At 74.2% G+C, this 19,314-nt stretch carries 17 protein-coding genes and 2 riboswitches; of the genes, 2 read left to right on the top strand and 15 right to left on the bottom strand.

What is annotated here, in order from left to right; genetic code table 11:
* Positions 1-11: 11 nt before the first annotated feature.
* The 5 genes from nicT to ABLE53_RS19885 form a co-directional block, all read right to left on the bottom strand.
* Positions 12-1,130, bottom strand: coding sequence for a Nickel transporter NicT (gene nicT, locus ABLE53_RS19905; protein WP_348860885.1), 1,119 nt, complete (start codon positions 1,128-1,130; stop codon positions 12-14).
* A gap of 121 nt (positions 1,131-1,251) precedes the next feature.
* Positions 1,252-2,193: a cobalamin biosynthesis protein gene (locus tag ABLE53_RS19900; RefSeq protein ID WP_348860884.1), complete on the bottom strand. Its 942-nt coding sequence runs from the start codon at positions 2,191-2,193 to the stop codon at positions 1,252-1,254.
* A 10-nt stretch (positions 2,194-2,203) separates the two neighbouring features.
* On the bottom strand, positions 2,204-4,594 hold the full coding sequence (gene cobBC / locus ABLE53_RS19895) for a bifunctional hydrogenobyrinic acid a,c-diamide synthase/histidinol phosphate aminotransferase CobBC (RefSeq protein WP_348860883.1): 2,391 nt from the start codon (positions 4,592-4,594) through the stop codon (positions 2,204-2,206).
* Positions 4,591-5,205 (bottom strand): cob(I)yrinic acid a,c-diamide adenosyltransferase, encoded by a 615-nt coding sequence (cobO, locus tag ABLE53_RS19890; RefSeq protein ID WP_348860882.1) that lies wholly within the window; start codon positions 5,203-5,205, stop codon positions 4,591-4,593. Before cobO ends, cobBC begins: the two co-directional genes overlap by 4 nt.
* The gene (locus ABLE53_RS19885; protein WP_348860881.1) at positions 5,205-7,331 is read right to left on the bottom strand and encodes a VWA domain-containing protein; all 2,127 of its coding nucleotides are present in this window, start codon (positions 7,329-7,331) and stop codon (positions 5,205-5,207) included. The genes cobO and ABLE53_RS19885 overlap by 1 nt, the downstream gene beginning before the upstream one ends.
* Before the next feature lie 26 nt (positions 7,332-7,357).
* Positions 7,358-7,492: riboswitch (cobalamin riboswitch) on the bottom strand.
* A 56-nt stretch (positions 7,493-7,548) separates the two neighbouring features.
* On the opposite strand from ABLE53_RS19885, the gene cbiE reads away from it, so the two are divergent.
* Complete coding sequence (cbiE, locus tag ABLE53_RS19880) at positions 7,549-8,748, top strand: precorrin-6y C5,15-methyltransferase (decarboxylating) subunit CbiE (protein ID WP_348860880.1); 1,200 nt, start codon at positions 7,549-7,551, stop codon at positions 8,746-8,748.
* Here the strand turns inward: cbiE and bluB are convergent.
* The 8 genes from bluB to ABLE53_RS19840 all read right to left on the bottom strand — a co-directional run bounded on the left by bluB (position 8,720) and on the right by ABLE53_RS19840 (position 16,250).
* Entirely contained in the window at positions 8,720-9,364 is a 645-nt protein-coding gene (gene bluB / locus ABLE53_RS19875; RefSeq protein WP_348860879.1) for a 5,6-dimethylbenzimidazole synthase, read from the bottom strand. The two genes, cbiE and bluB, sit on opposite strands and share 29 nt — an antisense overlap.
* Complete coding sequence (gene cobM, locus ABLE53_RS19870) at positions 9,364-10,104, bottom strand: precorrin-4 C(11)-methyltransferase (protein ID WP_348860878.1); 741 nt, start codon at positions 10,102-10,104, stop codon at positions 9,364-9,366. Before cobM ends, bluB begins: the two co-directional genes overlap by 1 nt.
* Positions 10,101-11,639, bottom strand: a complete 1,539-nt coding sequence (locus ABLE53_RS19865; RefSeq protein ID WP_348860877.1) for a precorrin-2 C(20)-methyltransferase — start codon at positions 11,637-11,639, stop codon at positions 10,101-10,103. Before ABLE53_RS19865 ends, cobM begins: the two co-directional genes overlap by 4 nt.
* On the bottom strand, positions 11,636-12,298 hold the full coding sequence (locus tag ABLE53_RS19860; protein WP_348860876.1) for a precorrin-8X methylmutase: 663 nt from the start codon (positions 12,296-12,298) through the stop codon (positions 11,636-11,638). Before ABLE53_RS19860 ends, ABLE53_RS19865 begins: the two co-directional genes overlap by 4 nt.
* On the bottom strand, positions 12,295-13,131 hold the full coding sequence (locus tag ABLE53_RS19855; RefSeq protein WP_348860875.1) for a nitrite reductase: 837 nt from the start codon (positions 13,129-13,131) through the stop codon (positions 12,295-12,297). The genes ABLE53_RS19860 and ABLE53_RS19855 overlap by 4 nt, the downstream gene beginning before the upstream one ends.
* A gap of 57 nt (positions 13,132-13,188) precedes the next feature.
* A riboswitch (cobalamin riboswitch) is annotated at positions 13,189-13,389 on the bottom strand.
* Between the two features lie 20 nt (positions 13,390-13,409).
* Complete coding sequence (gene dmpG, locus ABLE53_RS19850; protein WP_348860874.1) at positions 13,410-14,435, bottom strand: 4-hydroxy-2-oxovalerate aldolase; 1,026 nt, start codon at positions 14,433-14,435, stop codon at positions 13,410-13,412.
* Positions 14,432-15,409 (bottom strand): acetaldehyde dehydrogenase (acetylating), encoded by a 978-nt coding sequence (locus tag ABLE53_RS19845; RefSeq protein ID WP_348860873.1) that lies wholly within the window; start codon positions 15,407-15,409, stop codon positions 14,432-14,434. Before ABLE53_RS19845 ends, dmpG begins: the two co-directional genes overlap by 4 nt.
* Positions 15,410-15,425: 16 nt before the next feature.
* Positions 15,426-16,250 carry a 2-keto-4-pentenoate hydratase gene (locus ABLE53_RS19840; RefSeq protein WP_348860872.1) on the bottom strand — a complete coding sequence of 275 codons (825 nt, stop codon included), beginning with the start codon at positions 16,248-16,250 and terminating at the stop codon, positions 15,426-15,428.
* A gap of 70 nt (positions 16,251-16,320) precedes the next feature.
* On the opposite strand from ABLE53_RS19840, the gene ABLE53_RS19835 reads away from it, so the two are divergent.
* Positions 16,321-17,136 carry an IclR family transcriptional regulator gene (locus ABLE53_RS19835; RefSeq protein WP_348860871.1) on the top strand — a complete coding sequence of 272 codons (816 nt, stop codon included), beginning with the start codon at positions 16,321-16,323 and terminating at the stop codon, positions 17,134-17,136.
* A gap of 343 nt (positions 17,137-17,479) precedes the next feature.
* On the opposite strand, the gene ABLE53_RS19830 is transcribed toward ABLE53_RS19835, so the two are convergent.
* Both ABLE53_RS19830 and ABLE53_RS19825 read right to left on the bottom strand, forming a co-directional pair.
* Positions 17,480-18,808, bottom strand: a complete 1,329-nt coding sequence (locus tag ABLE53_RS19830) for a site-specific integrase (protein ID WP_348860870.1) — start codon at positions 18,806-18,808, stop codon at positions 17,480-17,482.
* Complete coding sequence (locus tag ABLE53_RS19825; protein WP_348860869.1) at positions 18,808-19,050, bottom strand: helix-turn-helix domain-containing protein; 243 nt, start codon at positions 19,048-19,050, stop codon at positions 18,808-18,810. The genes ABLE53_RS19830 and ABLE53_RS19825 overlap by 1 nt, the downstream gene beginning before the upstream one ends.
* Between the last annotated feature and the right edge of the window lie 264 nt (positions 19,051-19,314).

The raw sequence follows: 19,314 nt of genomic DNA, 5'->3' as shown, positions 1-19,314 counted from the left end.
GCCCGCAGCGCCTACTCGGCCGCGCCCCAGCGCTCCTGGACCCTCGCAAGGTTCCAGTAGGCGATAGCGACGGCCCAGACCACGACGAACAGGCCAACGACCACGAACCCGACGTTGTTGAGGTCGATGCCGCTGATCCGGTCGGTGACGCCGTTGGCCCAGCCGAGGTCGTCGTGGAGGACGGTGACCAGCTCGATGGTGCCGATGAGGAGCGCCACGGCGACGGAGAGCCCGGTGACCGCGAGGTTGTAGTAGACCTTGCGGACGGGCTCGAGGAAGGCCCAGTCGTACGCCAGGCTCATGAAGAGCCCGTCGAGGCAGTCGAGCAGGCTCATCCCACTCGCGAAGAGCAACGGGAGCACGAGGATCGCCCACCACGGGACGCCGGCCGCGGCGCCGCTGCCGGCCAGGACCAGCAGCGCGACCTCGGTCGCGGTGTCGAAGCCGATCCCGAAGAGGACGCCGACCGGGTAGACCTGCACCGGCCGGGTGACGGTCCGCGTCAGCGCACCGAGGAGCCGGGCGAGCAGGCCGCGGCGGGCGAGCTGCTGCTCGAGCTCGTCCTCGCTGAACACGCCACGGCGCAGGCCGGCGAAGACCCGCCAGATGCCGACCAGCGCGACCAGGTTGAGCACGCCGATGAGGTAGAGGAAGCAGCCGGAGCTCAGCGTGCTGACCGTCCCCAGCGTGCGGTGGGCACCGGAGTCGCCGTCGGCGAGCGTGTGGACGACCTGGGCGCCGGCGGCGACCAGGGCCGCCAGGACGAACACGATCGTGGAGTGGCCCATCGCGAACCAGAACCCGACGGACTTGGGCCGGGTGCCGTCGGCGCGCAGCTTGCGGGTGGTGTTGTCGATGGCGGCGATGTGGTCGGCGTCGAAGGCGTGGCGGAGGCCGTAGGTGTAGGCCGTGATGCCGAGCCCGACGCCGAAGACCTGGCTGCCGAGGCTGTAGTGGCGCGGGCCGACGAGGCCGAGCAGGACGCCGAAGCCGACGACGTGCATGAGCGCCACGACGCCGAGGAGCGCCCAGGCCTCGAGCCAGTCGCGCCGGGTCCAGGTCGTGAGCACCCGGGCGAGCATCCCGCCCCGGTTCGTGGTGTGGTCGGACGGGGTGGGTGATGTCGCCACGGCGGCGAGGCCTCCTCCGGGATTGCGCGTCCCGTTCGATGGGGTCACGTGGAGAGGAGGGTCTGACTTCCAGACGCCCTGGCTCGGGGTCTGGTCACAGTGGCGCGACCGCGCCGGATTCTCACCGGCTTCCGTCGACTCCCGTGATTGATCGCGCCGACGCTAGCACGGCGAGGGCCGCGGCCAGCCCGTCCACCAGCCCGGCGAGCCGCACCGCCCGGGGGATGTCACGCAGCGTCGGCGTACGCCCGTCGCCGAGGGTGCCGCGGTGCTCGACCCGCTCGCCGTAGATGTTGGTCCCGCCGAGCCGGACACCGAGCGATCCGGCGAACGCGGCCTCGACGACGCCGGCGTTGGGACTCGGGTGTGCGGCCGCGTCGCGGCGCCAGGCGCGCCTGGCGGTGCCCGCGTGTGTCGGCGCGGCGGCGAGAGTGAGGAGGCCGGTCAGGCGCGCGGCGGGGAGGTTGAGCACGTCGTCCAGCCGGGCGCTCGCCCAGCCGAACCGCTCGTGGCGCGGGCTGCGGTGGCCGACCATCGCGTCGAGGGTGTTGGCGGCGCGGTAGCCGACGAGGCCGGGCACCCCGGCCACCGCGCCCCAGAGGAGCGGAGCGACCACGGCGTCGGAGGTGTTCTCGGCCACCGACTCCACGACCGCCCGAGCGATCCCGTCGGCGTCGAGCGCGGATGCGTCGCGGCCGGCCAGGTGGCCGAGCCTGCGGCGGGCCGCGGGGAGGTCGCCGGCCTCCAGCAGCGCGTGGACCGCGTCGGCCTCGCGGGCCAGCGTGCGTCCGCCGAGCACCGCCCAGGTGGCGGCTGCGGTCAGGGCGGCCTCCGCGGCCGGGCTGCGGCGTACGAGCCGGGCTGCGGTCAGTCCCAGTCCTGTGGCGCCGCCGACGAGGAGGCCGGCGTACGCCGCCCCGCGGGCGCGGCTGTCGGCGTACATCCGCCGCTCCAGGGCAGCGGCGGCGGTGCCGAAGCCGGCCACCGGGTGGAGCCGTCGCGGGTCGCCGAGGAGCAGGTCGGCGGCGTACCCGAGGAGCAGCCCCCAGGCGCGGGCCCTCATCCGCCCGCCCTCATCCGCCGGCCGGCTGGAGGACGGCGTCGAGCGCGGCGAGAAGCCGGGCGGTGACCTCCGGCGGGCGTACGGCGACCCGCACCCAGGAGCCGTCGAGGCCGGGGAAGGTGTCGGCGCGGCGTACGGCGACGCCCCGGTCGCGGAGGGCGGCGTGGACGCCGGCGCCCGGCCGGGCGAGGACGTACGGCGCGGCCCCGGGCACGAGGGGGATCCCGCGCTCGCGCAGGCCTGACTCGAGGACCTCCCGCCAGCTCGCCAGCGTCGCGGCGCGCGCCGCGGACTCGGCAGCCGCCTCGTCGGTGCTGCAGACGAGCATCGCGGCCAGCGCGGGCGCCGAGACCGACCAAGGCGGCTGGAGCCTGGCGAGCTCGGCGACGATCGCGGGATCGCCGACGGCGTACCCGGCCCTGATCCCCGGGATCGACCACTGCTTGGTGAGGCTGCGGATCACGACGACGCCGTCGAGCGGGCCGTCGAGCAGCGACTCGGGCTCCCCGGGCACAGCGTCGAGGAACGCCTCGTCGACGGCGAGCACGCGACCCGGGCGGGCCAGTGCGCGCAGCGCCGTGCGGGGGTGGAGTACGCCGGTCGGGTTGGTCGGGTTGCCGACGACGACGAGGTCGGCGTCGTCGGGCACGTCGCCCGGGTCGAGCGCGAAGTCGTCGTCGGCGCGGCACACGACCGTGGTGACGGTGTGGCCGGCGGCCTCGAGGGCGGCGTGCGGCTCGGTGAACTGGGGGTGGACCACGGCCGGGCGGCCCCAGGGCCGGGCCTGGGCGAGCAGCGAGAACGCCTCTGCGGCGCCCGCGGTCGGGAGCACCTCCTCCGCCGCGCGGCCGTGGCGGCGGGCGAGCGCTGCCCGGGCGGCGGTGGCATCCGGATAGGAGGCCGCCGACGCGATGCTCTCGTGGAGCGCCCGGTCCAGCCAGGGCGGCCGCGGGCCGGCGTACACGTTGACCGCGAAGTCCAGCAGCCCCGGCCGTGCCTCGGTGTCGCCGTGGTGCCGCAGCGGCTCGGCGGGCGGCACGGACTCCTCGGGGCTTCCTGCACCCAGCGCCTGCGCGAACCGCTGCGCCAGCCGCGGGTGCCCGGCCCAGTGGACGTGGAGGTAGGAGGCGTGGAGGGTGTCGCCGGCGAAGCCGACGGTGTCCCCCTCGACCTCCCAGGCCGGGCGCCAGCCGCCGCGGCCGGCCTCGGGGGTGGTCCGGGTGCGGTGGAACTCGTGGCCCGTGACCCGCTCGCCCGCCCGGGTGAGCAGCGAGTCCGAGGCGGCGGTGGCGACCGGGTAGCGCAGGATCAGCCGCTCGGACATGGCGGCGGAGGTCGGGATGGCCCCGGCCATGGGTACGCCGTCGAGCGACTCCGCGAGGTAGAGCAGGCCGGCGCACTCGGCCACCGTCGGGACACCGTCCGCGACGGCGGTCCGCAGCTCGCGCAGCAGGCTCTCGTTGGCGGCCAGCTCGGCGGCGTACATCTCCGGGAAGCCGCCGCCGAGGTAGATCCCCGCGGTGCCCGGGGGCAGGCCCGGATCGGTCAGCGGGTCGAAGGTCGTCACGTCGCAGCCGGCGGCCGTCAGCAGCTCCCCGGTCTCGGCGTACCGGAAGGTGAACGCGCGTCCGCCCGCCATCGCCACGACCGGCCGCCCCGACGCGCGTGCGTCCACCTCGTCGACCGGGTCCCACGGCTCGGCTGCCACCTCGGGCGCGCTCCGCGCGACGTCGAGGATCGCGTCGAGGTCGAGGTGGCGCGCCACCTGCTCCCCGAGGTGCTCGATCATCCGGACCGAGCCGTCCCGCTCGGCGGCGGGCACGAGCCCGAGGTGACGTGACGGTGCCGCGAGACGGTCGTCGGACGGGAGCACACCGAGGACGGGCAGGCCGGTGCGCTCCAGCGACCGCTCGATCTCGGTGGTGTTGCGGTCCGAGCCGGCCCGGTTGAGGACCACCCCGGCGATCTCGACGGTGGGGTCGTACGCCGCCATCCCCGCGGCGATCGCGGCGGCCGAGCGGGAGAGCCCGGCGACGTCGAGGACGAGGAGGACGGGCGTCCGGGTGAGGCTGGCGACGTGGGCGGTGGACGCGAAACCGTCGGTGCCGAGGCGGCCGTCGTACAGGCCCATGACGCCCTCGATCACCGCTACGTCGGCACCTACGGCGCCGTGCAGGAGAAGGGGCGCCACGCGTCCTTCGCCGACGAGGTGGGGATCGAGGTTGCGGCCGGGCCGGCCCGTGGCGAGGGCGTGGTAGCCGGGATCGATGTAGTCCGGCCCGACCTTGTGGCCGCTCACATCCCGTCCCGCCGCTCGCAGCGCCGCCATCAGGCCGGTCGCGATCGTCGTCTTCCCCTGACCGGTGGAGGGTGCGGCGACGACGAGGCGGGGCAGCGTCACCACTCGATGCCCTTCTGGCCCTTCTGACCGACGTCCATCGGGTGCTTGACCTTGGTCATCTCGGTGACCAGGTCGGCCGCCTCGAGGAGCCTGGGGTCGGCTCGACGGCCGGTGATGACGACGTGCTGGTGGCCCGGGCGGTCGCGGAGGGCCTCGACGACGTCGTCGGCGTCGACCCAGCCCCAGCCGATCGGGTAGGTGAACTCGTCGAGGACGAGCAGGTCGTGGGACTGCGCGGCGAGCCGGCGCTTGATCTCGGCCCAGCCCTCGGCCGCGGCGGCCGCGTGGTCGGCCTCGCCGCCGCCCTTGCGGCGCCATGACCAGCCCGAGCCCATCTTGTGCCACTCCACCGGGCCGCCCTCGCCGGTCTCCTCGTGGAGGCGGCCGAGGCGCTCGAGCACCGTCTGCTCGCCGATGCGCCACTTGGCGGACTTCACGAACTGGAACACGCCGATCCGCCAGCCCTGGTTCCAGCCGCGCAGTGCCAGTCCGAACGCCGCGGTCGACTTTCCCTTGCCGTCGCCGGTGTGGACCATCACCAGCGGCCGGTTGCGGCGCTGACGGGTGGTGAGGCCGTCGTCGGGTATGACGAGGGGCCGACCCTGGGGCATCAGGCGACCCCCGCCGTACGCCCGCTGCGGTCGCGGACCGCCCCGGACAGCGCCTCGGCGCTGACCTCGGCGACGGGGACGTGGTCGGCACGGAGCCGCTCGGCGAGCCGGACGGCGAGCCCGAGCCGCATCGGTCCGCTCTCACCGTCGACGACCACGGTCGTCACGCCGAGGCCGGCGAGGTGGTCGGCCGCCTGCAGTGACCGCGCCACCGGGTCGACGGCGCCGGGGGCACCGGCCGCCGGTCCGCCGGCCGCCGGTCCGCCGGCCGCCGGTCCGCCGGTCGCCGGTCCGCCGGTCGCCCGTCCGTCGGTGACGACGACCAGCAGCGGCCGCAGGCGCGGGTCGCGGACCCGCTCGCGCCGGAGCACCCGGGCCGCCTCGAGGAGTCCCTCCGCCAGCGGCGTACGCCCCCCAGCGGGAAGCTCGTCGAGCCGGGCGGCGGCGATGTCGACCGAGTGCGTCGGAGGAAGGGTCAGCTCCGCGGACCGGCCGCGGAAGGTGATCAGGCCGACCTTGTCGCGGCGGCGGTAGGCGTCGAGCAGCAGCGAGAGGACGGCGGTCTTGACCTGGGCCATCCGCTTGCGCGCGGCCATCGACCCCGAGGCGTCCACGCAGAACAGCACGAGGTTGGCCTCCCGGCCCTCCCGGACCGCCGTACGGAGGTCCTCGCCCCGGAGCCGGACGGGGCCGCTCATACGCCCACGCCCGGCCTGCTGCGGCGCGGCCGCGAGCAGGGTCTCGACGAGGTGGAGGGACCCCGTCGACCCCTGCGGCCGTCGCGCTCCCACCCGGCGGCCGGTGCTCGCGAGCGCCCGGCTGCGGCGCCCGGCCTCGCCCGTGCCGAGCCCGTGGACGCTGAGGAGCCTGGGCCGGTACGGCGCGGTGGCGGCCACGGTCGAGGACCCGGCCTCGCCGGAGTGCGGCCCCTGCGGCGGTGGCTCGGCAACCGAGTCGGGCTCCGATCCGGGTGCAGGCGCACCGCCGTTCGCGTCCGGCGGTGCCTCGGCACCCTGATCCTGTCCGGATCCGGTTGCGGGTCCACCGCCGTCCGGTCCCGGCTCCGGCGGTTCGCGTGGCGCGGGCCGCTCCGGCGGCGGCTCGTCGTCGCCGAGCACCCGGTCGAGCAGCTCCTCGTCGAGACCGGGGGCGTCGAAGGGGTTGCGCCGGCGGCGGTGCGGCAGCGCGAGCAGCGCCGCGCGTCGAATGTCCGCGCGGGTGACCTCGTCGCGACACTCCCACGCGGCGTGGGCGACGGCGGTGCGAGCGGTGACGATGTCGGCGCGCAGGCCGTCGACCTCGAAGGCCGCACAGACCTCGGCGATCTTGAGCAGGGCAGCCTCGGGCAGCGCGACCTTCCCGACCCGGTCCTGGGCCTCGAGGATCCGGGCGGTGAGGGCCGACTCCGCGGCGCGGTAGCGCTCGGCGAACGCGGCGGGGCCGGCGTCGTACGCCATCCGCCGGCGAACCACCTCCGCACGCAGCCCGGGGTCGCGCGGCGCGGCGACCTCGACGGTGAGCCCGAACCGGTCGAGGAGCTGAGGACGCAGCTCCCCCTCCTCGGGGTTCATGGTGCCGATGAGGACGAACTGCGCGGCGTGCTCGACGGAGACACCGTCGCGCTCCACGGTGGCGCTGCCCATCGCGGCGGCGTCGAGCAGGAGGTCGACGAGGTGGTCGTGGAGCAGGTTGACCTCGTCGACGTACAGGATGCCGCGATGGGCGCGGGCCAGCAGCCCGGGCTCGTACTCCACGGCGCCCTGCGACAGCGCCCGCTCGAGGTGCAGCGACCCCAGGACCCGGTCCTCCGTGGCTCCGACGGGGAGCTCGACGAGGCGGACGGGACGGCTCTCGACGTCGGTCTCGGCCGGCACGGGTACGTCGGGCGAGCGCTCGCCCGGGTCGGCCGGGTCGACGGAGAATCGGTCGCCGGCGTACACCTCGATGGGCGGCAGCACGGCGGCCAGGGCCCGCACCATCGTCGACTTCGCGGTCCCCTTCTCCCCGCGGACCAGGACGCCACCGATCTCCGGAGAGATCGTGGTCAGGACCAGGGCGAGGCCCATGTCGTCGAGGGCGTCGGCCTCTCCGCCGAGGACCGCGGAGAAGGGGTAGTGCGATGGCATGTGAGGCTCCCGCTCGCGTCGCCAGTACGTGGTCGGGCGCGAGGCCGGTCTTCGGACTTGCCGAGTCCTCGCGTGGAGGCTCGGTTCACCGCAGCGGGCCTGTGCCGGAGTCTCACCGGCTTCCCAGATTCTCCCCGCCGGCCGTCCCCACCGTCTCCGATGGCTGGGCCGTTGGGGCACCTCGTGCCTGTTGGCGGCCACGATAGCGTCTGGCCGCGTGATCACCGTGGTGGGCATCGGGGCGGACGGCTGGCCCGGGCTTCCGGAGCGTCTGCGGGAGGTCGTACGCGACGCGTCCGTCGTCCTCGGCGGGCGACGGCACCTCGCGATGCTGCCCGACGTGCCCGGCCAGCGCCGCGAATCCTGGCCCTCGCCGCTGCGCGAGCGGCTGCCGGCGCTGCTCGCCTCCCTCGGCGAGGGGCCGGTGGTCGTCCTGGCGTCCGGGGACCCCCTCGTCTCCGGGATCGGCTCCACCCTGCTCGACCTGCTCGGGCCGGAGTCGGTCCGGATCGAGCCGGCGGTCTCCTCGGTCGCCCTCGCCCGGGCGTGGATGGGGTGGCCGGCCGAGTCCTGCGCGGTCGTGAGCGTGGTCGGCCGCGACGTGGCGCTCGTACTCCGTGAGCTCGCGCCCGGCCGGCGGATCCTCGTGCTGTCCGCCGACGAGCACACACCCGCACTGGTCGCGGAGCTGCTCCTGGACGCCGGGTACGCCGCCTCCGCTGTGACCGTCCTCGGCGACCTCGGCAGCGACCGTCCGAGCCGGCGCACCGCGCCGGCGTCGTCCTGGACCTGCGCGGCCCCGACCGTCGCGCGGCTCAACATCGTGGCCATCGAGTGCACCGGCCCGCACGTCGGCGGCTGGGTCGCGGGCCTCCCGGACGAGGCGTACGAGCACGACGGCCAGCTCACCAAGCGCGACCTGCGCGCCTCCGCGCTGTCCCGGCTCGCGCCGACGCCCGGCGCGCATCTGTGGGACGTGGGCGCGGGCGCCGGCTCGGTCGGGATCGAGTGGCTGCGCACCCACGCGACCTGCACGGCCACCGCCATCGAGGCCGATCCCGGCCGGGCCGAGCGCGTCGCCCGCAACGCCGCCCGGCTCGGCGTACCCACCCTGCAGGTCGTCACCGGCCGTGCGCCCGGGGCGCTCGCCGGGCTCCCGGAGCCCGACGCGGTCTTCGTGGGCGGCGGCGCCACGGCGCCGGGCCTGCTCGATGCGTGCCGGGACGCGCTCGCGCCGGGCGGCCGGCTGGTCGTCCACGGCGTCACCCTCGACACCGAGCAGCTCCTCGCCGACGCCTACCGGACCTACGGCGGCGAGCTCACCCGGATCGGCGTCGAGGCCGCCGCCCCGCTCGGCTCCTTCACCGGCTGGTCACCGGCACGGACGGTCACCCAGTGGGCATGGACGAAGGCCTGAGCCCGTACCTCTCCTGGTGCAGCACGCCCGCCAGCGGCGAGCGGTGCCGCCAGCCGAGCCGCTCGAGGTCGGGGACGTCGGGGAGCCCCTCGACCTCGCCGACGCAGAGCCACGCCACCGGCCGGACGTACGCCGGCAGCCCGACCAGCCGGGCGAGGAACTCCTCCCGGTAGAAGCTCACCCAGCCGACGCCGAGCCCTTCGGCGGTGGCCGCGAGCCAGAGGTTCTGGACCGCGCACACGACCGAGTAGAGCCCGGCGTCGGCGATGGCGTGCCGGCCGAGCACGTCCGGCCCGCCGCGCCGCGGGTCGTAGCCGACGACGATCCCCAGCCCGGCCTCGCAGATGCCCTCGACCCGGATCCGCGCGAACGTGTCGGCCCGCTCGCCGGACAGCGTCGCCGCGAAGACGTCGCGCTCGGTGCGGACATGGTCGCGGAACGCCTCGAGCGTGCCGGGGTCACGCACGAGCACGAAGTCCCACGGCTGGCTCATCCCGACGCTCGGCGCGGTGTGCGCGGCCGCGAGCACGCGCTCGAGTGCGGCCGGGTCGGCCGGCGGGCCGGTGAACTCGCGGCGGGTGTCGCGGCGCCGGTTCATCGCGTCGTACAGCTCCATCAGCGCACCCGCGCGGGGTCGTAGAGGTAGGACTCGCCGCCGGCGCGCGGCTCGAGCGCGCGGCCGACCAGGATGACCGCGGCCTGCCGGAGCCCGGCCTCCTCAACCGCGTCGGCGATCGTCCCGACCGTGCCGCGGAGCACCAGCTCCGCCGGCTGGCTCGCGCGGTGGACGACCAAGACCGGGCAGTCGGCGCCGTAGGCCGGCTCGAGGCCCGCCATCAGCTCGCGGGTCCGGGTGATCGCGAGGTGGAGCACGAGGGTGGCGCCGGTGGCGGCGTACGACTTCAGCGACTCGCCCTCGGGCATCGGCGTCGACCGCGCCCGGGTGCGGGTGAGGACGACCGACTGGGTGACCAGCGGCACGGTCAGCTCGCGGCCGACGAGGGCGGCCGCGGCGGCGTACGCCGGCACGCCGGGGGTCACGTCCCACGGCACGCCGGCGCCGTCGAGCCGCCGGGTCTGCTCCGCGAGGGCGGAGTAGAGCGACGGGTCCCCCGAGGTCAGGCGTACGACGTCGTGGCCGGCGCTGTGGGCGGCGACGAGCCGCTCGGTGATCTCGTCGAGGTCCAGCCGCTGGCTGTCGACCAGCTCCGCCGACGGGCTGCAGTGGCCGAGCACGGCGGGGTCGAGGTAGGTGCCCGGGTAGAGCACGACGTCCGCCTCCGCGAGCAGCCGCGTCGCCCGGACGGTGAGCAGGTCGGCCGCACCGGGGCCGGCGCCGACGAAGTGCACGGTCACGGCTGCACCCACCGCGGCGTCCAGACCCCCGCGGCACCTTCTCGGGTCCCCTCGGCACCGACCAGGACGAGGCAGCGCATGTCGACCGTCGCCGGGTCCAGCTCGGCCAGCGTCGTCACCGTCAGCGACTCCCCCGCGCGGCCGACGTCGCGGCCGACCACGACGACGGTGTCCGGCTTGCGGTGCTCGAGCAGGACCCGCTGCGCCCGGCCGAGCTGCCCGGTGCGGGACCGCGAGGAAGGGTTGTAGATCCCCAGCACGAGGTCCGCCTCGGCCACCGCCCGCAGCCGCCGCTCGACGACCGCCCAGGGCTTGAGCCGGTCGGACAGGCTCACCACCGCGAAGTCGGCGCCGATCGGCGCGCCCGCCCGCGCGGCGACCGCCTGGACCGCGCTGACCCCCGGCAGCACCCGGACCGCGACGCCGGCGTACGCCGGGTCCTCGGCCGCCTCGAAGACCGCCGCGGCCATCCCGAACACCCCCGCGTCGCCGCCGGACACGACCGCGACCCGCTCGCCCCGTCGGGCGAGGTCGAGCGCGAACCGGGCCCGGTCGAGCTCCATCGTGTTGCCCGACGCGTGTCGGGTCAGGCCGGGCCGCTGCGGGACCCGCGCGACGTACGGCCCGTAGCCCACCACGTGCTCGACCTCGGCCAGCGCCGCGGTCGCCTCGGCGGTCAGCCAGCCGTCCGGCCCCGGCCCGAGGCCGACGACCAGCAGCTCCGCCGCCGGACGTCGAGCCTGTCGAGCCTCCTCGACGGGCTCGGTGCGCGGCGCCTTCTCGCGGGACCGCGACCGGCGCCCGTTGCGACTGTCGCCGGTGACGACGACGAGGGAGAAGTACGGGACCTCGTCGGGGTCCACGTCGGCCACGGGCAGCCAGCGCTCCTCGGGCATCGACGCCCGCTCGACGTACACCGCCTCCTCGAGGCGCCCGGCCGCCGCCAGGGCCCGTCGTACGGCGGGGAACGTGCGACCGAGCTTCATGATGACCGCCGCGTCGGTGTCGGCGAGCCGGCGGGCCAGCTCGGGCTCCGGCAGCGTCCCGGGCAGCACGGTCAGGACGTCGGTCTGCCGCGCGAGCGGGCTCGCGGCCACCGCGGTCGCCGCGGCGAAGGCGGGGACGCCGGGGACGATCGCGGTCTCGTAGCGGCCGGCGAGCCGGTCGTGCATGTACATGAACGACCCGTAGAAGAGCGGGTCGCCCTCGGCCAGCAGCACCACGTCGCGGCCGGCGTCGAGGTGGGCCGCCAGCCGCGCGGCCGACTCCTCGTAGAAGTCGGCCAGCGCGCCGGCGTACCCACCCGGATGGTCGGTCGACCCGGTCGTGACCGGGTAGGTCAGCTGCTCCTCGACGACCCCCTCGGGGAGCAGCGCGGCGGCGACCCGGCGGGCGTTGGACTCCTTCCCGACGCCGGCGTGGTAGGCGATCACGTCCGCCTCGGCGATCAGCCGGGCGGCCTTGAGCGTCATCAGCTCGGGGTCTCCGGGGCCGACGCCGACGCCGACGAAGCGGCCTGCCGGTGGTCTGCTCATTCCTCCTCCTTCGCGAGGGCGTTCAGGGCCGAGGACGTCATCGCGGAGCCACCGCGACGGCCGCGGACGGTGACGTACGGGATGTCGAGTCCGTGGTGGGCGGCGAGTTCGACGAGCGCCTGCTTCGACTCGGCGGCGCCGACGAAGCCGACCGGGCAGCCGACGATCGCGGCCGGCCGCGGCGCGCCGTCGAGGAGCATCTCGAGCAGGTGGAAGAGCGCGGTCGGGGCGTTGCCGATCGCGACCACGGCGCCGTCGAGGTGCGGCTCCCACAGCGACACCGCGGCCGCGGTGCGGGTCGTCCCCCACTCCCGCGCGAGGCCGGGCACCCGCTCGTCGTTCAGCAGGCAGAGCACCTCGTTGTCGCGCGGGAGCCTGCTCCGGGTGACCCCGGTTCCGACCATCGTCGCGTCGCACAGGATCGGCGCCCCCGCCTCGAGCGCCGCCCGGCCGGCGGCGACCAGCCGCGGGTGGACGACGAGGTCACGCGCCAGGTCGACCTGGCCGCTGCCGTGGATCATGCGCACCGCGAGCCGCTCGGCGTCGGCCGGCACGTCGCTCAGGTCGGCCTCGCGGCGGATGGTCGCGAACGAGTCGAGGTAGATCGCCGGGCCGTCGGCGACGTACTCGTAGCGGCGCGCGGGCCTCCGCGGGCTCATCGGCCCACCTCCGGCACCAGCACGCCGCGCCACGGCGTGACGACCAGCTCGTCCGCCTCCGCGGCGACCGCCTCGGCCGTGCGCCGGTCGAGCCCGTCGGGCACCGCGATGTGGCGGCCGCCCGGCACGACGCCGTACGCCGGCGGCGGGGCGGGTGCGGGTAGGCGTCCGTCGGGCTGCTCCTCGGGCGCGAGCGGGTGGCGCAGCTCGGCGACGTGCCAGGCGGCGGTCGGCCCGCAGCCGCGCCGGTCGACGAAGGTGCCCGCGAGCCGGGCGACCGCCCCCGCCGCGTCGGCCAGCGCGACGACCGGCCCCCACCGCTCGCCGACCCGCAGCTGAGCACGGGTGGCGTCGAGGGCGACGAGCCCGAGGTCGCACGGCCGGTCGCGCAGGTCGCCGCGCCCATCGTCGAGCACGAACAGGAACCGCCCCGGCAGCTGCGCGAGCCGCGGCGAGGCGCACAGCCGCCGGTCGAGGTCGGCGGCGACCGGCCGCAGATCGACCCGCCCGCCGGCCAGCCCGGTCTGCGGCGAGACCATCACGTTGCGGATCAGCTCGTGGGTCCGCGACGGCAGCAGGCCGGTGGCCTCGACCGCCGCGAGGACCTCCGGCGTCAGTGCGCCACCGCGGGCCGGCAGGCCGCGCAGCTGCAGGTTGGCCCGTCCGGTGAGGCGCACCCGGCCGTCGCCGTACTCCTCCGCGACGTCGACCAGTCTCCGCAGCGACTCCGCCGGCAGCCGGCCGCCGATCAGCCTCAGCCTGACGAGGAGCCCGTCCTCGGCGGGCCACGGGCGGAGCGCGCCCGGGCAGCGGTCGCGTCGGGTGCGGAGCACTGCTGACACCTGCTTCGGTCAGGGACCCGTACGCGGGGCCCGCGGGTGACCTGGCGGCGGTCGCCGCTAGGGCCAGCAGGTCTTCGGACTCGGGATCGACCGGCACGGAGCGCCTTCCCGGGGCCGCGGCCCCAGTGGCTGTCGTACGGCGTACGACGTGCTCCGCCCGTCACCCTCACCGCTGCGCGTCAGTCCCGGACTCTCACCGGGTTCCCTGACCCCACTGCGTGGAGCACGACTGGCACCGACAGCCTAGGGCATGCCCCGGGCGGGCAGGGTCAGGCCGGCTCCGCGTCACGCCGGGCGGCGAGGTTCAGGGCGATGTCGACGATCATGTCCTCCTGGCCGCCGACGAGCCGGCGCTCGCCGCACTCCATGAGGATGTCGCGGACGTCGACGCCGTACCTCTTCGAGGCGTTCTCGGCGTGCCGCAGGAAGCTGGAGTAGACCCCGGCGTAGCCGAGCGTCAGCGTCTCGCGGTCGACCCGGACCGGGCGGTCCTGGAGCGGCCGGACGATGTCGTCGGCGGCGTCCTGCAGCTTGAACAGGTCGCAGCCGTGCTTGAGGTCGGAGAGGTTCGCGACCGCGATGAAGGCCTCGATGGGGCAGTTGCCCGCCCCGGCGCCGTGGCCGGCGAGGGACGCGTCGACGCGGTAGACGCCGTTCTCGACCGCTACCACCGAGTTGGCCACCGACAGCGAGAGGTTCTCGTGGGCGTGGATGCCGATCTCGGTCTGCGGGTCGAGCACGTCGCGGTAGGCCCGCACGCGGGCGGCGACGTCGTTCATCGTCAACCGGCCGCCGGAGTCGGTGACGTAGACGCAGTGGGCGCCGTACGACTCCATCTTCGCGGCCTGGGCTGCGAGCTCCTCGGGCGGCGCCATGTGGGAGAGCATGAGGAAGCCGGAGACGTCCATGCCCATCTCGCGCGCGGCGGCGATGTGCTGGGCGGCGATGTCGGCCTCGGTGCAGTGCGTGGCGACCCGGACCGACCGTACGCCGAGGTCGTAGGCCTGCTTCAGCTCGTGGATCGTGCCGACGCCGGGCAGGAGGAGGGTCGTGAGCCGGGCGTTCTTCAGCACCGAGGCGGCGGCCTCGATCCACTCCCAGTCGGTGTTGGAGCCGGGCCCGTAGTTGACCGAGCCGCCGGCCAGGCCGTCGCCGTGGGCGACCTCGATGGCGTCGACGCCGGCCTCGTCGAGCGCGATGACGATGCGCTTGACGTCCTCGGGCGTGATCCGGTGGCGGACGGCGTGCATGCCGTCGCGCAGGGTGACGTCCTGGACGAAGACGGGGGTACTCACTTGACGGCCTCCTTGGCCGGACGGGGGTTGCCGTTGGCGGCGATCTTCTCGGCCATCTGGACCGCGGCCGAGGTCATGATGTCGAGGTTGCCGGCGTACGCCGGGAGGTACATGCCGGCGCCCTCGACCTTGAGGAAGACCGAGACCTGGTGGGTCGGCGTGACCTCCTCGCCGTCGACGAGGAGCGTCTGCACCGGCTGGTCGGCGGGGATCTCGGTGATCTGGACGTCCTGGACCATCTGGTAGCCGGGGACGTACGCCGCCACCTCGGCCGCCATCTTCTCCACCGAGTCCTTGATCTGCTGCTTGGCAGTTTCCTCGTCCCCCTTCGGCAGGGCGACGAGCGTGAAGACGGTGTCGCGCATCATCAGCGGAGGCTCGGCCGGGTTGAGGATGATGATCGCCTTGCCGCGGTGGGCGCCGCCGACCTTCTCGATGGCCGCCGAGGTCGTCTCGGTGAACTCGTCGATGTTGGCCCGCGTGCCCGGGCCCGCGCTCTTGGACGCGATCGAGGCGACGATCTCGCCGTAGACGACCGGGACGACGCGGCTGATCGCGGCCACGATCGGGATGGTGGCCTGGCCCCCGCAGGTGACCATGTTGACGTTCGGCGCGTCGAGGTGCTCCTCGAGGTTCACCGCCGGGATGACATACGGCCCGATCGCCGCCGGCGTCAGGTCGATCATCCGGATGCCGAGGGGCGCCAGCTTGTCGTTGTTGCACTTGTGGGCGCCGGCCGAGGTGGCGTCGAACACGATGCCGATCTCGTCGATGTACGGCGACTCGAGCAGCCCGTCGACGCCGGTGGAGACGGCCTCGAAGCCGAGCTTCTCGGCCCGGGCGAGGCCGTCGGAGCTCGGGTCGATGCCGACCATCGACGCCATCTCCAGGTGCTGGGCGTTGCGCATGATCTTGATCATCAGGTCGGTGCCGATGTTGCCCGACCCGATGATGGCGACCTTGGTCTTGGTCATGGGTTGTTCCTTCGCTTCAGGAGAAGTGGACCGAGACGCTGCCCAGTCCGGAGACGGTGGCGTGCACGTCGGCGCCGGGCGCGACGGGGCGCATCGGGCCGAGCGCGCCGGAGAGGATGACCTGCCCCTTGCGGAGCGGGTCGCCGAGCTCGCGGGCCTGGCGGGCGAGCCAGACGACGGCCTGGACCGGGTCACCGAGGCAGGCGGCGCCGGTGCCCGTGGAGTCCTGGGTGCCCTCGGGGCCGGTGACGGTCATGTGCATCTCGGCGGCCACCGGGTCGAACTCGTCGAGGGTCCGGTGCTCGGTGCCGAGCACGTAGGCGCCGGCCGAGGCGTTGTCGGCGACGGTGTCGCCGAAGCTGATGTCCCAGTTCGCGACCCGGCTGCCGCAGATCTCCAGCGCCGGCACGGCGTAGTCGATCGCGGCCCGCACCTGGTCGGCGTCGAGGTCGCCTTCGACGAGGTCGTCCTTGAGGACGAAGGCGATCTCCGCCTCGACCTTGGGCTGCAGCACGCTGGCGAACTCGACGGTCGCGTCGTCGGCGTAGGCCATGTCGTCGAAGAGGATCCCGAAGTCGGGGCGGTCGACGCCGAGCTGCTGCTGCACGGCCTCGGAGGTGAGACCGATCTTGCGGCCCACGACGGTGGCGCCGGAGGCGACGCGCTCGGCGGTGAGCCTCTGCTGGACCGCGTACGCCGCCGCGACGTCGTCGCGCCCGATCAGGTCACGGACCGGCGCCGTGGTCACGCCGGTCGCCGCCGCGGTGCGGAGCCGGTCGGCCGCCGCGTCGATGGCGTCAGCACCGACGCCGGTCTCGTTCTCGAGGGAGGTGTCGCTCATGGCGTCAAGGATCGCCGGTCGAGGTGCCCGCAACGAAGTCCCGCGTTCCACTCACCGGTACGCTGTTGGAGTGGACGAGCTGGACACCGTGCTGGGCAAGGCGCTCGCGATCCTGCGCTCGTTCACCCCCAACGACACCGTCCTTCCGCTGGCCGAGCTGGTGCGCCGCACCGGCCTGCCGAAGGGGACGGTCCACCGGGTCGCCGGCGACCTCGTCGGCCACCGGCTGCTGGACAAGACCGCGACCGGCTACCGGCTCTCGGGCGGCCTCTTCGAGCTCGGCCTGCGGGCCTCGGTCGAGCGGAGCCTGCTCGAGGTCGCGATGCCGTTCCTCCAGGACCTCTACGAGCGCACCCACGAGACCGTCCACCTCGGCGTCCGCGACGGCGACGAGGTCGTCTACGTGGCCAAGATCGGCGGCCACCGCCAGGCGGCGTCCCCCTCCCGCACCGGCGGACGGATGCCGCTGCACTGCACCGCCATCGGCAAGGTGCTGCTGGCGTACGCCGGCCCGGAGCTGCAGCAGGAGGTGCTGGCCGGGCCGCTCGAGCGGCGTACCCCGCACACGATCGTGGCGCCGGGCCGGCTGCGCCGGCAGCTCGACGGCGTGCTCGAGAAGGGTGTCGCGTTCGAGCGCGAGGAGTCGACCGCCGGGCTGCTGTGCGTCGCGGCACCCGTGCTCGGGACCGACGACACCGCGGTGCTCGCGGCCATCAGCGTCACCGGCCCGGTCGGCCGGTTCAAGCCGGAGCCCCACGTCGACGCCGTCCGCGCCGCCGCGACCGGGGTCGGCAGCACGCTCGCCTGGCGCGGCTCGCTGATCCGGCCGGCGGACCCGCGAGCCGCCTCCGTCGCCGTAGCCCGCCAGGGCCTCGCCCAGCGCTGAGCCACGAGAAAGGGGCCCGACCAGCATCCACTGGTCGGGCCCCTTCTCGGTCTCTCCTGCCGGAGCCGCCTGTCGGAATCGAACCGACGACCTGCTCTTCACGGTTGGCGACGCTGAGCGTGCCAGCGGCGCAAACCAGCGCAAAAGGTGGCAAGCCAAAATCGCACTCTGACCTGTCGATACCCGTTCCGTGAGATACCCGGAGTTCCCGGGAGTTCCCGCGTGAGCCTGCGCATTCGGTACGCATTAGGTACCGAGACGGTAGGTACCGAGACGGGCTGAACAGCAAGGGACCCCCCGGCCGAATGGGCGAGGGTCCCTGTTGAGGCAACGGAACACCGGATCAGCCTTCGTGCCGCCGCTTCTGGTCGAGCGGCGTCACGGTGGCGTCCTCCTGCTGCGGGTCGAACAGGTGTCGCGGGTCGATGAGGCGCACCGTCCTCCGCTCGACGTAGTTCGACTTCGCGACCCTGCCGCCGTCGTGGTGGCGGCTCATCCATGCAGCCGTCTCGATGTCGTGCTGCTCGGCGGCAAGGGTGGCGAGGGTGTGTTTGAAAGAGTGCGGGTGAATCCACGCGACCGCGGTGCCCTCGACGACGCGGCGCAACTTGGTGCGGACATTGCTGTGCCGGAGCCAGGTGGGTCGGCCGGTCCGACCGGTCCCCGGGCGGGTCTCCGGGACTGCGAACACCGGGTCTCCGGGACGGGTCCACTGGGACCGCTCCTTGCGCCTCGTCAGGACCGTCGCGAGTTCGGGGTGCAGTCGGTACTTCGCTTTGTCGTCGGCCTTGGTCGGCGCGAGCACCTCTTCCGGGGCGTCGACCCAGGCCGCCCACTCCTCCGGCAACTGGCGGTCGACGAGCATCCATGGCATGTCCGCATCCAGGTGGAGGCGGTCCCAGGTGAGTCCCAGGATCTCGCCGGTTCGGCAGCCCGTGAAGTGGCCGACCAGCGCGAAGTCGTGGAGGTCCCAGTTCGTCCGCTGGTGACCCGTGGCGTCAGCGACGAGCAAGTCGTAGAGCGTCTCGAACTCGCGGTCGGTGATGGCGCGCGGTTCGTACTTCTTCTTCGGCGGGGCCGTCGTGCCGAAGAGGACGTTCGCTCCGTCCTCACGGAGGCCCTTGTCGGCGGCGTAGTTGAGGACCTGCATGAGGACGGCGCGCGGTTGGGTCCCGGTCACGGGGATGCGCTGCCCGTTCTCGTCGACCAGATACTCGCCGGGGACCCAAGTCCCGTCCTCGTCGCGGCGGCCGGGGGCACGGCGGCAGAGGTTCTCCAGGATCTTGACCGCCGTCGCCCGCGTGAGGTCGTTGACGTTCATCGAGCCGCAGGCCGGAGACAGGGTGGACCTCCACGTCTTCCGGTACGAGCGGACCGTGCCGGGCTTCGTGTTGCGGGTGGGCAGCCACTCCAGCCACGATTCAGCGATCTCGTCGAGCGTGAAGCCCGGCCGGGCGGCCTTGTCCGCCTTCTCCATCTCCGCGCGTATCGCGTCCCACCTCTCGTAAGCCGCGTTCTCTGCGTCACGCTTCGAGCCGTACGGCCCCATGTCCTTCTGCCGGTGCTCGCCGCCGTCGAAGTCGCGGTACCGGAAGCCGACGAACCATCGTCCCCGGCCCTTCTCCTTCGCGTTGATGACCCCGCGTTCGCCGGGGGGAATGGGTGCTGGCATCAGGCGACCTTTCTGCTCGCGGCCCGCTCCTGCTGGGCGAGCCACTCCCGGACTCCCGCAAGGGGATACCGGATACGGCCGCGGCCTTGGCCGACGCGGAGGAACGGCGGGCCCGTGTAAATGACGCCGCTTCGAGTCCGCCAGTTGGCGAGCGTCTTCGTGGTGAGGCCCATCATCTCCGCCGCGGCGGCGGGGGTCAGGAGGACGGGATTCGACTGGTTGGGGTGCTGGTGGTTGGTCACGGCAGGCTCTATGCCGACGCCTCGCCGGTCAGCGGCGCGTCAGTTCGATTGCCCGCGCTCGCACACCTTCGCAGATCCTTTGCGGTCTTGCGACCGACCGGCAGGTCGACGCCGCAGCCGCCACCCGAAGGCAGGAGCAGTAGGAAAGAGAGAGTGTAGAGATGCCAGTATGTTGCATAAAGTCATCTCTATGCGATAGAGTTCCACTCGTCATCAAGCGCAGCCCCGGCGCGACGAACCTTGGTGGGAGAGCCGCGCCGGGGC

The sequence above is a fragment of the Nocardioides asiaticus genome (assembly GCF_040049175.1).
GTDB classification, from domain to species: Bacteria; Actinomycetota; Actinomycetes; order Propionibacteriales; family Nocardioidaceae; genus Nocardioides; species Nocardioides cheoyonin.
The sequence above is the reverse complement of the archived record's forward strand: the minus strand, read 5'-3'. Positions and strand labels throughout refer to the sequence as shown.